The 15300-nt window shown below is 52.3% G+C and carries 11 protein-coding genes and 3 pseudogenes; 9 read left to right on the top strand and 5 right to left on the bottom strand.

Annotated features, from left to right (window positions below; all coding sequences use genetic code 11):
• Positions 1-16: 16 nt before the first annotated feature.
• From ACCD00_RS01280 to ACCD00_RS01315, 8 genes and pseudogenes are all read left to right on the top strand, one after another.
• A complete protein-coding gene (locus ACCD00_RS01280; protein ID WP_413421243.1) occupies positions 17-367 on the top strand; it encodes a Rieske (2Fe-2S) protein in 351 nt (116 codons plus the stop codon).
• 86 nt (positions 368-453) lie between these two features.
• The gene (locus tag ACCD00_RS01285) at positions 454-1356 is read left to right on the top strand and encodes a transporter (RefSeq protein WP_413421245.1); all 903 of its coding nucleotides are present in this window, start codon (positions 454-456) and stop codon (positions 1354-1356) included.
• Between the two features lie 659 nt (positions 1357-2015).
• Complete coding sequence (locus tag ACCD00_RS01290) at positions 2016-3719, top strand: DUF1302 domain-containing protein (protein ID WP_413421247.1); 1704 nt, start codon at positions 2016-2018, stop codon at positions 3717-3719.
• 54 nt (positions 3720-3773) lie between these two features.
• Positions 3774-5093, top strand: a complete 1320-nt coding sequence (locus ACCD00_RS01295; protein WP_413421358.1) for a DUF1329 domain-containing protein — start codon at positions 3774-3776, stop codon at positions 5091-5093.
• Positions 5094-5134: 41 nt separating this feature from the next.
• Positions 5135-6274, top strand: a complete 1140-nt coding sequence (locus ACCD00_RS01300; protein ID WP_413421360.1) for a WD40/YVTN/BNR-like repeat-containing protein — start codon at positions 5135-5137, stop codon at positions 6272-6274.
• A 4-nt stretch (positions 6275-6278) separates the two neighbouring features.
• Positions 6279-8741, top strand: coding sequence for an efflux RND transporter permease subunit (locus ACCD00_RS01305; protein WP_413421249.1), 2463 nt, complete (start codon positions 6279-6281; stop codon positions 8739-8741).
• A 987-nt stretch (positions 8742-9728) separates the two neighbouring features.
• A pseudogene (locus ACCD00_RS01310) lies at positions 9729-10022 on the top strand (HAMP domain-containing protein); the annotation flags it as partial.
• The gene (locus ACCD00_RS01315) at positions 10017-10880 is read left to right on the top strand and encodes a methyl-accepting chemotaxis protein (RefSeq protein ID WP_413421362.1); all 864 of its coding nucleotides are present in this window, start codon (positions 10017-10019) and stop codon (positions 10878-10880) included. The pseudogene ACCD00_RS01310 and the gene ACCD00_RS01315, both read left to right, overlap by 6 nt.
• Here the strand turns inward: ACCD00_RS01315 and ACCD00_RS01320 are convergent.
• From ACCD00_RS01320 to ACCD00_RS01335, 4 genes and pseudogenes are all read right to left on the bottom strand, one after another.
• Positions 10865-11059, bottom strand: coding sequence for a hypothetical protein (locus ACCD00_RS01320; RefSeq protein ID WP_413421251.1), 195 nt, complete (start codon positions 11057-11059; stop codon positions 10865-10867). The two genes, ACCD00_RS01315 and ACCD00_RS01320, sit on opposite strands and share 16 nt — an antisense overlap.
• Positions 11060-11127: 68 nt before the next feature.
• Positions 11128-12519: a tyrosine-type recombinase/integrase gene (locus ACCD00_RS01325; RefSeq protein WP_153425777.1), complete on the bottom strand. Its 1392-nt coding sequence runs from the start codon at positions 12517-12519 to the stop codon at positions 11128-11130.
• Between the two features lie 338 nt (positions 12520-12857).
• Positions 12858-13199: pseudogene (locus ACCD00_RS01330) on the bottom strand (integrase); the annotation flags it as partial.
• A gap of 102 nt (positions 13200-13301) precedes the next feature.
• Positions 13302-13676, bottom strand: coding sequence for a hypothetical protein (locus tag ACCD00_RS01335; RefSeq protein WP_413421253.1), 375 nt, complete (start codon positions 13674-13676; stop codon positions 13302-13304).
• 286 nt (positions 13677-13962) lie between these two features.
• Here ACCD00_RS01335 and ACCD00_RS01340 point away from each other — a divergent pair, with 286 nt between their 5' ends.
• On the top strand, positions 13963-15006 hold the full coding sequence (locus tag ACCD00_RS01340; RefSeq protein WP_413421255.1) for an NAD-dependent epimerase/dehydratase family protein: 1044 nt from the start codon (positions 13963-13965) through the stop codon (positions 15004-15006).
• A gap of 28 nt (positions 15007-15034) precedes the next feature.
• Here the strand turns inward: ACCD00_RS01340 and ACCD00_RS01345 are convergent.
• Positions 15035-15220: pseudogene (locus ACCD00_RS01345) on the bottom strand (MerR family transcriptional regulator); the annotation flags it as partial.
• Positions 15221-15300 lie beyond the last annotated feature (80 nt).

The following is a 15300-nucleotide window of genomic DNA, read 5'->3' on the forward strand; positions in this document are numbered from 1 at the left end:
AGGAGGGAAGTTAAAGATGGCAAAATCTGATCGCCGCAGGCTTTGCCATCTCGAGCAAATTGCGCCAGGCCAATCTTTGGGGTTCAGGAAGGGAAGCATAGGCCCCGACGACATTTTTTTAGTCAATGACTGCGGGAATATTTTTGGCTATAAAAACTCTTGTCCCCATTGGCCGGGCTCAACTATGCCAGTGCGCAAGAATCGATATCTCGACGGCGAGTCCAGGCATATCGTTTGTAGTGGTCATGGTGCGTTGTTTGAAATTAGTTCGGGTTTGTGCATAAAAGGTCCCTGTCTTGGCTTGCGTTTGATTCCTGTAAGTTTGGAAATTACTGAGGTGGGAGAAATATTTTTCCTGGAAGAGTAGCAGCCAAAGGATTTTTGGCAGACTCTTGTATTGCTTGATTGCGTCAATTTCCATTGCTAAGAACAAAAACAAGAAAGGAACGTGTGATGAAGACTCCCGCTGATTTTCGCCAGGTGATTTGTTTTGGTGTATTGCTGTTTGCCGCCAAATCGATGGCGCTTGAAGGAGGTGCTTCAAGTTATCCATTGGGTATTGTAACTGTCATGAGTGGGGCAGTAGGTGCTCCAGGCGAAACCCATGCCTATACATACAATAAAACTGTTGCCATAGATTCAATTCGCGATGGACAAGGAAGTAAGGTATTTCAAAAGGCTAAAGGAAGAGTTCACTCTCATGCTTTGAGAGTAGTACACACGCTTGATGGGCCAACACTACTTGGCGGGAACGTATCATTGCAGCTCGCAGTTCCTTACGTTGCCGGTCACCTGGATATTCCTGCATTGGGAGCATTTGGTAGAGACTCCTCGAATGGAATGGGCGACCCATTATTCGGTGCCTTGGTCAGTTGGCAGTCTCCAACCTATCTTCATAACATTGAGTTAGATTTTGTAGCGCCTTGGGGTAAATATGATGAACATGCCTTGATTAATCCAGGAAGCAATAGTAAGGCAATTTATGCTGCTTACGCCTTTACGTGGTTTCCAATGCCGAAAGTTGAGGTTAGCTCGAAGATCAGTGTTAACTATAGTTACGAAAATCCAAAGACTGACTATAAATCTGGAGTGCAGGTCGTTGCAGACTATGGATTTAACTATCGGCTGACCCAGAACTGGCTGGCAGGTATTGGTGGGTATTTATCGACCCAGGTGAATGATGACCAGTCCCAGGGGAATGATGTAGGTAATCGAACCAAATCCATAAAGGTCGGCCCGCAAGTGGGCTACGCAAGTCGGGATTTTGGAATAGTACTCGGCTATCAAAAAGATGTTTATGCTCGAAATACTTCGGAGGGCGACACGGTGATGCTCAATGGAATGCTTAAATTTTAATTAGGTGCTGCAACTTTACGCTTGGCTTCTAGTGCAAGCGTTTTTTTAATAAAATCATTGTGGCGATTTAGCTTTACGGCCCTTGACGCCACCTACCATTCAGCGCGTATCGATTCCCAGAGTATAGAGAAGCGATACGTGACGCTATTTTGTCCCCTTCAGGTTGACCTCTAAACCTTAACTTTTCTTGCAGTCATCTTGCAGAACATGACAAATGGGAACGCACTAAACGGTACGTTCTGTTTTATTTGTGCTTGTCGCCGCTTAGCAGATGAATGGTGAGATTGCGCCTGCGCGTCGCCTGTTAACACGGCAGGAAAGGGGGCGGCGACTTCCCAATCTCAAAAGATCACAACTATCTCTCCTTTAGCGCTTTCTGCTGGTGGGTCCGCGGATTTTGAGGCTGCCGGGGTACGCTATGCCAGCCAAAATCCCCCCAACAGGGAACCGTAGGCAAAACACCTCACCCTGGGCTTGACAGGCCTGGTTGATAGCTGTAAGTATACGAAACGTCCCGTATCGTTAAATCTTATGGGAATGGTCATATCGCTGGTGCTCGGTGAGACCCGGGTAGGTATATGAGTTTTTGGAAGGAGCGGTTAAGCAGCGTCAAATTTAAATTTAGCGAAGCCTAATACAAAAACAAAAGAGGTTCGTATATGCGTGTAATCAAGTCTACTGCGTACTCATATCCGTCGCCTTCAGGGCGGCCAAAGTTCTTATCATGCGTTCTCGCAGGTGGTGCGCTGAGTGTGATATCGATGAGTGCCAGTGCATTTCAAATTTATACGGGTGACAACGATCTTCGTGTCCGCTGGGATAACACCCTCAAGTACAGTTCTGCATGGCGTCTGAAGGACCCAAGCAGCAAGCTTTCGAAAAGCCAAGTCAGCCTGAACCAGGATGACGGTGACCGTGCTTTTGATAAGGGCCTCATCTCTAACCGTTTCGACCTGCTCTCGGAAATGGATATCGGTTACCGCAATTTTGGTGGTCGTCTAAGCGGGGCAGCCTGGTTCGACACCGAATACCAGAAGGACAACGATAACAACAACCCCGCACGTGCTAACCAGGTATCAGTTGCCTATGACGAATTCACTGATGACACTCGACATCTGCACGGCGGTGATGGTGAGTTATTAGATGCATTCGTCTATTGGAATGGTGAAGTTGCGGATCGAGCTTTGTCCGTTCGTTTGGGTCGGCATGGCCTAATTTGGGGAGAAAGTCTGTTTTTCGGGTCCAACGGGATTGCGGGCGGAATGGCTCCGGTGGACGTGGTAAAGGCTATTTCAGTACCCAACACCCAGTTCAAGGAAATCACCAGGCCAGTCAGTCAGTTGTCTACTTCCTACCAACTTACTGATGCGCTTTCGTTGGGTGCGTTCTATCAGTTTGAGTGGGAAGAAACACGACTACCTGCGGCGGGTAGCTATTTTTCCACGCTCGACATGATGGGAGAGGGGGCTGAGCGCCTTATTGTTGGTGAGCCATTCCCGGATTTTCTCGGTGGTAATCCAAGTAGCCCTGCGGCCTTTTTTCATGGTAAGGACAAAAAAGCCCGGAATTCTGGACAGGGTGGTCTGCAGTTGCGCTATGCAGCAGAAACTGTCGATTACGGGCTTTATGCTATCCAATACCACGATAAAACGCCTCAGTTGTACCTGCGTCCTGGCGTAGGCGCCCCTAATTTTGCAACCGGGCAAGTAGGTGAGTTCTTCTGGGTGTATCCGGAGGATATACGCGCACTGGGTGCAAGTTTTACCACATCAGTGGGTGAGTATAACTTTGCCGGGGAAGCGTCTATGCGCTGGAATATGCCCCTGGTATCGAATGGTCAGGTCGTACTGCCTGATGTAGAAGCTGACAACGACAAGCATCCACTGTACGCGGTCGGGCGGACTGCCCATGTGAATTTGAACGTGCTCGCTTCTCTCGAGCCAACTTTCATATCCAATGAGGCTAGCTTGATCGGTGAAATTGCCTGGAATCGTTTGTTGAAGGTTACTGAAAACCGATCGGCACTGGATCCGAATGCTACAGACGACGGGGTAGGGCTCAAGTTGGTGTATACACCAACTTATCGTCAGGTCTTCCCAGGCATCGACCTTGGTGTTCCGCTGGGCGTCAGCTATTTCCCTATGGGTAAGTCGGCTGTAGTTGGCGCTTTCGGTCCTGATAAAGGTGGTGATTTCAATATCGGTGTAACCGCCACCTATCTTGATCGTGTCACTTGCGGTTTGACGTACACACATTATTACGGTCCATCTGACACTACGCTCAATGAGGCCAGCCAGTTTAACTATAAGCAATCATTTAAAGATCGGGATTACCTGGCCTTCTCGATCAAGAGCACTTTCTAAGAGGACTTGAGCATGATTTCTCGAATTAAATTCAGTGCCGCTTATTTTGTCATAATGAGTGCTGTTGCTTTCAGTGCGTCCGCGATGGCTACCGGAGTAGATGATTTAGGTAAAAGCCTGACTCCCTTTGGCGCTGAGCGGGCTGGTAACGCGGATAAAAGTATCCCGGCATGGGAGGGTGGATATACCACCGTTGATCCGTCGTATCAGAAGGGTGGTAAACGTGGCGATCCTTTCGCCGCGGATAAACCACTGTTCAGCATTACTTCGAAGAACATGGCTCAGTACGCAGATAAGTTGAGCGATGGTGTTAAAGAAATGTTCAAGCGGTATCCAGACACCTATCGAATGGATATCTACCCAACACGTCGAACAGCAGCGGCTCCGCAGTGGGTATATGACAATACAGCCAAGAATGCGGTTAATGCCAAGCTGGTAGAGGGGAGCGCGGGTCCAATGCCCGAAGGGGCTTATGGCGGCATCCCGTTTCCGATTCCGAAAAATGGTGACGAGGCGATGTGGAACCATCTGCTGAGTTGGAGCGGTACTTCCATTACGCGGGACGCTCGCTTTTATTTGATGACTGCCGATGGTCAACAAGTAATGACTACCGATGGTCGGGCTATCCAAGAGATGCCGTATTACTTTCAGGATGGCTCGGCGCAGACTTTCGATGGCGATTACTGGATGATTCGCCTGCTTAATATTGGCCCACCGATTCGTGCTGGTGAGCAGGCGATGGATCGGGCCAATCTCAATGCCGATAAGTCACAGACGCATATCTACCTTGCCGGTCAACGGCGAGTGCGCAAGGTACCTAACTCCTGTTGCGACACGCCAGCGCCTTCAACAGCAGGCGTGATGGCCTATGATGAACTGTCCGTTTATAAAGGGCGGCTCAACCGGTTCAATTGGAAGTTGGTAGGGAAAAAGGAACTATATATTCCCTATAACACCAATAAGTTCTTTACCGCAGGCAAACCGGAAGACGTACTTGGTAAGCGGCATCTTAATCCGGACGTCTTGCGCTGGGAACTGCATCGTGTGTGGGTTGTCGAGGCAAATCTGAAGCCTGGCGAGCGCCATCAAATGGTTAAAAGCCGTTACTACCTGGATGAAGATACCTGGCAAGCGCTGTTGGGCGATCGTTGGGATGCAAGTGGTCAATTGGCCAAAACACTGTGGGCGCTACCGGCAGTCATGCCAGATATCCCTGCCCAGGCTTCTGTGTCGTCGGGGTTCTATGACTTTATGTCCGGTACTTGGTTTGTACTTGACCTGCTCACTGGACAGCCCTCGCAATGGGGGATTGTCGATCGTTTCAAGAAGTCTGACTTCTCGCCAACAGTCATGGCGGGGCAGGGTGTGCGTTAACGCTAATACTCTCTGAAAGGCACCGACAATCTCGGTTGTCGGTGCTTTTGCAACACGCGATTCAAGAGATAATAAAAATGATAATAAACAATCGTTTAAGTGCCTTGGCATTAGCTTTCGCTTTGTCTGCTTTAGCTTCGCTGGCTTGTGCTGAAGGCGGGGCTGTTGGCTCTGCCTTGAGTTCACCGGCAATGCAAATAGCCACACCCGCTCATGCTGTTCTGATCGATTTGGCACGTGCCGGTGATCGACTGATTGCCGTCGGTGAAAGGGGGGTCATTGTACTGTCTGATGACAATGGCCAGTCCTGGCGGCAGGTGAAAGTTCCGGTCTCAGTTAGTCTGGTTGCGGTTCAATTCGTAGATGACAAACATGGCTGGGCAGTCGGACACGCCGGCACCGTGCTGGCCACTGCGGACGGTGGCGAGCTCTGGAGCCTCCAGCTTACCGGTATACAGGCTGCAGAGATTGAGTTGAAGGCCGCTCAAGATAACAAGGCTAATGCAGTCGATGCCGACGCAGCTGATATGCGTATTTCCAATGCCGAACGCCTGGTGGCGGATGGGCCGGATAAACCATTCCTGGCGCTGCACTTTCTTGATGCCAAGCACGGCCTCGTCGCCGGCTCCTACGGGATGGTTTTTTCTACTCGGGATGGAGGGGCAACATGGCAGTCGCTGATAGGCCGCATCGAAAATCCGTCGCTTGTGCATATCTACGCGATCGCTCGCAAAGACCACCTTTGGTTCCTTGCCGGTGAGCAAGGTTATGTGGCTCGTTCAACTGATGACGGAGAGTCTTTCGCACAATTGCCAAGCCCATATAACGGTAGCTTCTTCACCGCCAATGTACGGGGTGACGGAGCTCTGCTGATCGCGGGCCTTAAAGGTCATGCCTATATGTCATCTGATGATGGTGCCAGCTTTAATCCATTGATGGTCTCCTGGCCGAATTCAATCAGTAGCTCCACTCGGTTGCCAGATGGAAGCGTATTGCTAGCCAATCAAACTGGTGATTTGTTCAGTAGCTCCGCCTCAAATGGTTTAGCGCTTAACCCGGTGGGAAAACCGCTGGGAATTCCCGTGAGCAGCATTGTTGAGGCGGTCGACGGCAGTCTGATTACCTCCGGTTTTGCTGGTTTGTCACGTTTTTCACATCCTGCCATTGAAGTTTCGGAGTGAGCATATGAATTCCGCTCGTCATCCTTCCCTGCCTGAGTCAGGCGTATTTGATCCAAGCTCAGGGACCTTGGTTGAGCGTGCTCTGTTCAACCATCGCCACTGGGTGCTTCTGCTATGTCTGCTGATCACTGTTCTGCTCGGCTGGCAATCCACTCGACTGGGATTGAACGCTAGCTTCGAGAAGATGATCCCTACTGGACATCCCTATATTGCTAATTATCTAGCCAATCAAAAGGAGCTCTCTGGACTCGGTAATACGGTGCGCATCGCTGTGGCCAACAAGAAGGGGGACATCTACGACACTGATTACCTGCGTACTTTACAGTCCATGAGTGATCGTATCTTTTTGCTGCCAGGTGTGGACCGCGTTTACATGAAGTCGCTGTGGACGCCTGCCACCCGCTGGGTTTCGGTGACGGAGGATGGGCTAGATGGTGGACCGGTAATCCCTGATAAGTTCGACGGTAGTCCCACATCACTCGCTGAGTTGCGCAGCAATGTGCAGCTGTCTAACGAGATCGGCCAACTGGTAGCCTTCGACCAGCGGTCCAGCATCATTTCCATTCCTTTGCTGTCACGCACGCCGGATGGTCAGCCCCTCGATTACGCCAAACTGTCTGCTCAGTTGGAAGCGCTTCGCGCCGAGTATCAAAGTGACAGCGTCGACATTCACATCACGGGATTCGCAAAGAAAGTTGGGGACCTGATTGATGGATTGGGGCAGATCATGCTGTTCTTTGCCGCCGCCATCGCTATCACGACAGTAGTGCTCTATGGCTACACCCGCTGCATGCGGAGCACACTTTTGGTCGTGCTTTGCTCGCTGGTGGCAGTTGTCTGGCAGCTTGGATTGCTGCCGTTGCTGGGGTATGAGCTTGACCCATATTCGGTCCTGGTGCCCTTTCTGGTGTTTGCCATTGGCATGAGCCATGGCGCCCAGAAAATGAATGGCATCATGCAGGATATTGGTCGTGGCATGCATCGAGTGGTTGCCGCGCGCTTCACGTTTCGTCGCCTGTTTCTCGCCGGCCTGACTGCGTTGCTTTGTGATGCGGTGGGTTTTGCCGTGCTAATGATCATTCAGATCAAAGTCATTCAAGACTTGGCCATTATCGCTAGCATCGGCGTTGCTGTGCTGATTTTCACCAACCTCATTCTGCTACCCGTCCTGCTCTCCTATGTCGGCGTCAATCGCCGCGCGGCCGAACTGAGCCTCAAAAGCGAACGGGCAGAGCAGAGTGGTCAAGCGCGACACGTTTTTTGGCGATTCCTTGATCTTTTCACTCGCAAGCCATGGGCCTTGGTCAGCGTGGGTGTCAGCCTGGTGGCTGCTGTGCTGGGCTTTATGGTCAGCTTGCATCTGGCCATTGGCGATCTGGATGCGGGTGCGCCAGAGCTCCGTCCGGATTCGCGTTATAACCTGGATGATGCCTTCATGACGCGCAGCTACGGAGCCAGTAGTGACCTGTTCGCGATAATGGTGAAGACGCCGAAAAGTGCCTGCTCTCGCTACGACATCTTACGTAAGGTCGACGATCTGGATTGGCAGTTGCGTAGTTTGCCTGGGGTAGATTCAACGAACTCCATGGCTCTGCTAAATCGTCGTATGTTGGTGGGGCTGTCTGAGGGCAACTCGAAGTGGTACGAGCTGCAAAACAACCAGGCAATGCTCAACATGATTACCGCCAGCGCGCCACGTGGACTTTACAACGAGTCCTGCAGCCTGCTGACGCTTTACGTTTTTCTCAAAGACCATAAGGCCGAAACCCTTTCGCGCCTGGTTAGTCACGTCGAAGTTTTTGCAGCGGCTAATGACACCGATGAAGTCAAATTCCAGCTTGCCGCCGGTAATGCGGGAATTGAGGCGGCAACGAACATTGTGGTCAAAGAGGCCAATCGCGAAATGCTGTTTTGGGTGTACGGCGCAGTTATTTTGCTCTGCCTCATCACCTTCAGGTCTTGGCGAGCGACTTTGTGTGCCGTAATTCCGCTCATGCTCACGTCGATACTGTGTGAGGCATTGATGGTCGGGTTAGGTATTGGCGTAAAAGTGGCGACCTTGCCGGTAATCGCTCTAGGTGTCGGTATCGGGGTTGATTACGCGCTGTATGTAATGACCATCATGCTGGGTTTCTTGCGCGAAGGAAAAAGCCTCTCCGAAGCTTACTACCGCGCTTTGGTCTCCACTGGGAAGGTTGTAATGCTCACAGGGATAACTTTGGCGATAGGTGTTGGTACCTGGATATTTTCCCCCATCAAGTTCCAGGCTGACATGGGTGTGCTCCTGGCGTTCATGTTTGTCTGGAACATGGTGGGGGCTCTTCTCCTGCTGCCGGCACTGGCTTACTTTCTTTTGCCTTCCACACCCCGCAGCGATGCTTCCAGCAGCAAGGTGGCCAACCCGGTGGCGTTGAGTGAACAACCTACTTCAGGTCAACCACTGCGTCTGCACAGCGCCAACGCCTGATCGGCGCGCCACGGCGTATTACGGTTGATCAAGGGCTTTCACAACAACTGCCGTGGGGCATGTAGCGCCCGGATAATCCTGGACCTGGTTCAGGCTTATCCGGCCAGTGACGCTGCCTCCGTCGGCAAAGCAGTAGTGGCTCCGCCAGTGGGCATGTTTTCCTGTTCCTGGGTGCACCACCACTAGCGTGAAGAGGAGATTTGTATGTCTTTAGTGAGCCGGCTACTGGGTAATCTCTCGGTAGGAGCCAAGCTGTCGATCGGTTTTGGGTTGGTGTTGCTATTCACTCTCGGGGTGGGGATTACCGCCTTCCATTCTTTGAGTCTGTTAGGGCTTCGTGGTGAACAACTTCGTACCGAGGATTGGATTCAAACGTTGATCCTGCAGGCTCGTATCGCGGAAAAAGAATATGCGCTGAGTCTTTCTCCTCAGGCGCAGGATCAAGTGCGAGGGGCAGTTGAGCAGCTCACTCGGCATTTTGATGGCCTCTCCCAAAAAAATAGCGCCGACATCGCGATGCGGGATGCGTCCAGCGACTATTTAAAGCAGTTCCTAAGTTATGCCGAGTCTCTTCAGCAAGCACGAGAGGCTCGCATGCGCATGCAAACACTCGCGCAGACAGCGGGAGAAAGCTTCACCTTGGTATTTCTCGACCAGTTGGATGCGTTGAGTGCGCAACAGGAACGAGGTACCCCTCCGGACAGCGGGCAACTGTTGTTGCTGGAACAGACCACTGCTCTGCGTGACAAGCTGGCCAGGCTCCGTGACAGTGAGCTGTATTATTCGTTGGATGGTGAGGAACGCTTCCGTAGCGATTGGGAGATGAGCATGAGCGACCTGCTGTCTTCGATGCAGGTGCTCAATCTCGATGATCAGGAGAAGGTTTCGCTGCAGGCTGCAAGTCACGCACTGGGAGATTATCGAAAAGCATTCGAACAGTTTGTTGCCAGCCGCAAGCAAAGCGCTCGTAGCAGCGAAGCGATGAACATGCAAACTCAGCAAGTCAGCGAGTTGTTGGATAAGGCCAACCAATTTCAGAGCCAGGCGATACAACGCGATAGTCGCAACGCATACCGTCAGCTTGGCCTCATTAGTCTACTGGCGTTAGCGCTGGGCATTGGCGCGAGTCTATTAATACGTCATTTGATACTGCAGCCGTTGCGTCGGGCTGTTCATCTGGCCCAGCAGGTTGCCGCAGGTGATCTGAATTGTGTGCCTGATGGTGCAAGCGTTCGGCACGATGAGCTTGGGCAGCTATTGGATACCGTCAATAGCATGCTAGGTAGTCTGAGAGGCCTGGTGGGTCGAATTGGTACCGGGGTAGGCCTGCTCAATGGAACAGCAGGGAGCCTGGTAGAAGTTATTCAGCGCAGCAGCCGGGGAGTTGAGAGACAACGACAGGAGACTGAAATCGCCGCTACCGCAATGCAACAGATGAATGCGATGGCCGGCGAAGTCGCACGTAACGTCAAGGACGCCAGTGCTGCAGTAGCCCTTGCTGATGACCAGGCGCGCGAAGGTGACGACTTAGCACGCCAAGCGGGGTCCAAGATCAACCAACTGGCTTTGGAAATGACCGGCTGCACTGACGCAATGCAATCGTTGCTGGCAGAAAGTACGGCTATTGGCGGCGTGCTTGATGTGATTAAAGCTGTAGCAGAACAGACTAATTTACTGGCGTTAAATGCGGCCATAGAAGCCGCGCGAGCAGGAGAGCACGGTCGTGGATTCGCGGTAGTAGCTGACGAAGTGCGTGGTCTGGCACGCCGCACGCAGAGTTCTACCGCCGAAATCGAAGACTTGATCAGTCGCCTGCGTGGCGTCGCCCAGCAGGCAACTGAACGGCTACAGGGTAGCCATGCACTGACAGGTGAAACAGTGATCCTTGCTGGTCAGGCATCTCAGGCGTTGACACGAATTACTCGCGCCGTTTCGAGCATTGAACAGATGAACAAACAAATCTCAGGGGCCGCGGAGCAACAACGGGTTTTGGCGGAACAGGCTAGCCAGAACATAGTTCGGGTGCGCGAGGTGGCAGAGGAAAGCGCCCAAGAAAGTGAGAAGTTGCAGCGTTTGACGCTTGAACTCCAGCGGGTGGATCAGGAGTTGAATGCAGCGGTCGGTCACTTTCGCACATAAATATTAACGATTAAGGCGAAAGATGATCGTCGTTGGATGGCAGAATCAATGTCGAGCAGGCTGCCATGGTTGAGGCTCAGTTGTTCGCTGCGCTTGGCAAGATTGTGCCGCTTGGGGATGGCGATTGGTGGGGGAAGTTGTTCGTTGATCGTTTCAAAGCGTTGGATTTTCTGGCCCATGAAATCGACTTGGGACAGTAGCTGCATCACCTGCTGGGGTAAAAATGGCGGAGGTGTGTCTCAAGTCCCTACAAACCATCCTGGTCGATCATGATCTCAGAGAGCTTCTCGCTCAGCAGGCTCCAGGCTGCTTTTTTCTCTTCGGCATAATCATGATGTAAGTAGTGTCGGCGGACCCGAGAACCTGCGAGCACATGGTTCTGGCAGCGATCTATCACGTCAAGGCTTATGCCCCAGGCTTGCATCATGGTTGCTCCTGTTCGTCTCAAGTCATGGGGTGTCCATTCCCCATTCGCACCATCGGACAACACCAGGGTGTCATCATGTCGGCGACGGGAAAGCGGTTTGCGATTTTTGAAGCGTGATTGGCGGTCTCCCACCTGTTTGCTGACGACCTTGAGATCGACATGCCCATCATGATGCTTTGCGGGGAAGCACCATTGAGAGTGTCCCGTAAGCAACCGAAGCTTGCTGAAATAGTGGGTCACAAACGCAGATAGGAACACGTGGTGGTCCTGCTTCTTTCCACGGCTGCCTTTGACGTTTGCCACGGGAATAAACCAGACGCCATTTTCTAGGTCTACGTTTTTCCATTCCGCTTGAAGCAGTTCACCGATCCTGCATAGCGTTCCCAAACAGATCCAGAGTGCAAGTTGGGACTCTGGTTTGAGTGGGCGAATCCCATCGTACTTTTCGCCAGCAGGTAGTGCTGCATAGTCCGCAGTCATTTTTTGAAAGCGCTGGTGTAGTTCTTGAAGTTCGCTAGGGGAGAGGATCCGGGTTCGCTCCTCCTGGTAGTCGCTGGGTACCAGTTTGTTGATTTCGATCAAGTCTGCAGGGTTTCCGTCAATCAGCAGTGTTCGCCATGGCTGGCGCTTCTGGGCCCATCCAAACATCTGAACGATATCCGAAAAAAGACTGATTGCCTGACGAGTAGCGCCGCGAGCCATTACGGACCGCACCAGATTCCGCAGGTCATGCTCACTAATTGAACTGATGACTTTTGAGCCAAGGGCGGGGTAAAGGTCTTTCGCGAACTTTCTCCGTAATTCAGCATTACCATCCTTGCGCGCCACACCATCGCGAAGCCATTCTCCTGCGAGCTCCAGCAGCGTTAGCTCCTTAGACTTTTGCCGATCGGCCTCCGCGAGTTGAGCAGCCAGCTCCGCTTTTTGTCTGACCTTCCCGGCGCGCTTGTTTTCATTAGGATTGATCCCTTTGGCTACAAGGTCTCGCGCTTCGTTGCGCTCCTTGCGGATTTCGGTCAACGACTTGTTTGGCCAGGTGCCGCAGGAAAAGCGGGTGTAAATACCTTCCCAACGAAACTGGAAGTAAAAGGGGATTGCGACACCTTTTTTGCGGAGCGAGACCCTGCCTGATAGGCTACCTTCGTCGCGTATAACGGTGCCGACATCTTGCTCAGTGAGTGCTTCTAGTTCTTTGGCGGTGAGCTTGGCCATAATCAACCTCCTGAGAAATTTACTCCCACATTTACTCCCACGGATCCGTCAGCTAAGGGTAGGTCAGGATAGCGGTTGTTGGAAGAGTTAATCGCTTAAAGGTCTTATTTTACTGGGGTTTATGATTCTATAGAGGTGTTGTGAGAACTATGGATGTCTAGTGCTTAACTGAATGGGGTGCTAGGGGTCGAGTGTTCGAATCACTCCGTCCCGACCATATTTCGTAAGGGGATCAAGTGCTTAGGTGCTTGGTCCCCTTTCTCGTTTCAGGCTGGCGAAAAACCCGCGCAAAACTAGCCGGTGATTTCGCTGATGTTCAGGTCGGGAATTGCCTCTGGCTAGACGATTTCCGCGTGGTCCCGCTGGTAGTTCTTGGTCATTCCTTCGCTCGCATGTCTCGCGATTTTCTACCCGTCCTTTCCGGCTTTCTTGTACAGGTACAGCGACAGCGCTCGCACTTCGTGGAAGCCCGGCATCTCCTCTTCCTTCCATTACTTGTCGCATTCCGTCGCTTCCCGAGCGTCTTTGAACGCCCGGGTCAAATATCTTTCTTCAGCCTTCGTCCAGAGGTCCTTGGTCTGTGCCTGTTTCTGTTTGTGTTTCAGGCGATCAGGTTTGCGGTTTGCCAGATAAGGTGAGGCGATATCGTCGCGGCATTTACTGATGACAGCCTGCAACTCTGCAGCGGGGAGGCCAAATGAAAAAGCCCGATACGAGGCCGGGCTATGTGAGAGTAGAGCTTCAATAGACAATAGCTAAAGTGTGAATCCGCCGAAAAGGCGTCACTCAGCACAAGCTCCCGGGTCTTTATAGGCTTCGCACCAAACGGGTTTCAGTAAGGCTTGGCACTGGGCATCATACTTATCTCTGAAGTTTGCAACATTTTCGGAGGTCATTTTCCCAGGCATTTCTTTGCCAAGATCCACCATTTTCTGCGCAATGCGTTCCTGGACCTCGGGAGTATCTCCGGCATGCTTTAGAAATGCGTAAAAGGCTCGTGAGGACTGTTTGCGACTGATATCTGGTTGGTCACCAGCTACTGACAGTATTTCGTAGTAAGCCGCGCAGTGAATCCCCTTCTCATTTGAAGCATTGGCCAGGGCTATAGACGAGGCGCTGCAGCAGAGGACAGCAAGTAGCCAAGAACTTCTGATCATTACCTTCTTCCATAAAATATGTTGAGCAAAGTATGCAGTCGCAGTATCGGCGAGAAGGTGAGGGGCTTGAGTGCGGGAGGGGGGCAGTCAAAAAAGACCCTGCACCTGTGGGTGTTAAGTCTGTTGAATGTTGTGTCGGGCGGATGTGTCTAAATATTTCATTGACGTGTTTTTCTGATAACTCGAACTAACGTGCCAGGACACGCTTGACTCTGTCCTGGGGGACAGACTTTATGATTTTCTAGATCCTGAACAGAATGGTTCTCTTCCAGAAGAAGGAGTTTCAGTGAGCAAGTTATGTCTGGTCACGGGCGCCAATGGGCACCTGGGCAATACCTTGGTCAGAGCATTGCTCAGTCAGGGCTACAGAGTCCGAGCCGGAGTGCGTGACGTCGGTAACACGGCGCCCTTCGCGGGGCTTGATTGCGAGCTGGTCTATGCCGAATTGCTGGACGGGCCTGCAATGCTCAAGGCGTTGGACGGTGTCGACGTGCTGTTTCAAGTGGCGGCAGTTTTCAGGCATTGGGCCAAAAGCCCGGAAACCGAGATTGTCGAGCCCAATGTGCGGGGGGCACGTAGTGTGTTGGAGGCCGCTGCACGGGCGGGCGTCAAGCGTGTCGTCCATGTCGGTTCCGTCGCCGCGGTTGGTCATGACGGCAGTGCTCTGGATGAAGCGCATTGGAATGACGAGGCCGAAAATGCCTACTACAAATCCAAGATTCTCTCCGAGCAAATGGCCTGGCGGACCGCCAACGACCTGGGGCTCTGGATGGTGTCGGTACTGCCCTCGGCGATGGTGGGGCCAAACGCGACCCGGCTGACCGATACCATGGGGTTTCTGGAATCAGTCAGGCAGCGTCAGATCCCGCTGGACCCAGGGTTCCATTTCAATTTCGTGGATGTGCGCGACGTGGCGGAGGGGTTGATTCTGGCCGCCGAAAAGGGCCGGGCAGGACAGCGCTATATTCTTGCGAATGAGCGCTCATCGTCGCTCGCCAGCCTGGTCAAGGTCGTCAATGCGCTTTCACCGGGTTATCGCCAGCCACCGCGAGCCCCGCAGTGGTTATTGGTCTGCATTGCCTGGATGCAGGAGCGGGCCGCGCAACTGACTGGCAAGCCTGCCAGGTTACTGCTCAGCCAGGTGCGCCTGTTCCATAACGTTCGGCAGGAGTACAGCATCGTCAAGGCGAAGACTGAATTGGGGTTCAATCCGCGACCGGCCGAAGAGGCGCTGATGTCAGCTTTTGTTTATCTGGGCAGGCGATCGACCCAGCCTTATGAAGAACTGACGTCGGTGCAGGACCGAACAATGAGTTCATCTCGCCTTTGAGCTCGTTTTTGGCGCTGATCAGGGGACTCATCTCTGCCAGTTTGAAACCGGCAATTTGTGCCCTGCGAATGAGGTGGACGATTTCCAGATGGTGAGCGTTGTAGGTCCGGTATCGACCGTCGCGTTCCGGCTCGTTTATCAAGCCCATCTGTTCATACAGTCGAATGGCTTTTGGTGTGCAGCCGGTCAATCTGGCGAGTCGTCCAATGAACATTCTTAAATTCCTTTTTTTAAATGTGTTGAATGCCTTGTCCGTTTGATTGCCAGTCAGCCCGTAACCGTCACAACCGTCAT

It is taken from the genome of Pseudomonas sp. Pseusp3 (assembly GCF_047304225.1).
GTDB classification, from domain to species: domain Bacteria; phylum Pseudomonadota; class Gammaproteobacteria; order Pseudomonadales; family Pseudomonadaceae; genus Aquipseudomonas; species Aquipseudomonas fluorescens_CD.

Bases quoted from the DNA above. Each gene is read 5' to 3' on its own strand.
- ACCD00_RS01280 (WP_413421243.1), top strand. From the start codon at position 17: ATGGCAAAATCTGATCGCCGCAGGCTTTGCCATCTCGAGCAAATTGCG.
- ACCD00_RS01285 (WP_413421245.1), top strand. From the start codon at position 454: ATGAAGACTCCCGCTGATTTTCGCCAGGTGATTTGTTTTGGTGTATTG.
- ACCD00_RS01290 (WP_413421247.1), top strand. From the start codon at position 2,016: ATGCGTGTAATCAAGTCTACTGCGTACTCATATCCGTCGCCTTCAGGG.
- ACCD00_RS01295 (WP_413421358.1), top strand. From the start codon at position 3,774: ATGAGTGCTGTTGCTTTCAGTGCGTCCGCGATGGCTACCGGAGTAGAT.
- ACCD00_RS01305 (WP_413421249.1), top strand. From the start codon at position 6,279: ATGAATTCCGCTCGTCATCCTTCCCTGCCTGAGTCAGGCGTATTTGAT.
- ACCD00_RS01315 (WP_413421362.1), top strand. From the start codon at position 10,017: ATGCTAGGTAGTCTGAGAGGCCTGGTGGGTCGAATTGGTACCGGGGTA.
- ACCD00_RS01320 (WP_413421251.1), bottom strand. From the start codon at position 11,059: ATGGGCCAGAAAATCCAACGCTTTGAAACGATCAACGAACAACTTCCC.
- ACCD00_RS01325 (WP_153425777.1), bottom strand. From the start codon at position 12,519: ATGGCCAAGCTCACCGCCAAAGAACTAGAAGCACTCACTGAGCAAGAT.
- ACCD00_RS01335 (WP_413421253.1), bottom strand. From the start codon at position 13,676: ATGATCAGAAGTTCTTGGCTACTTGCTGTCCTCTGCTGCAGCGCCTCG.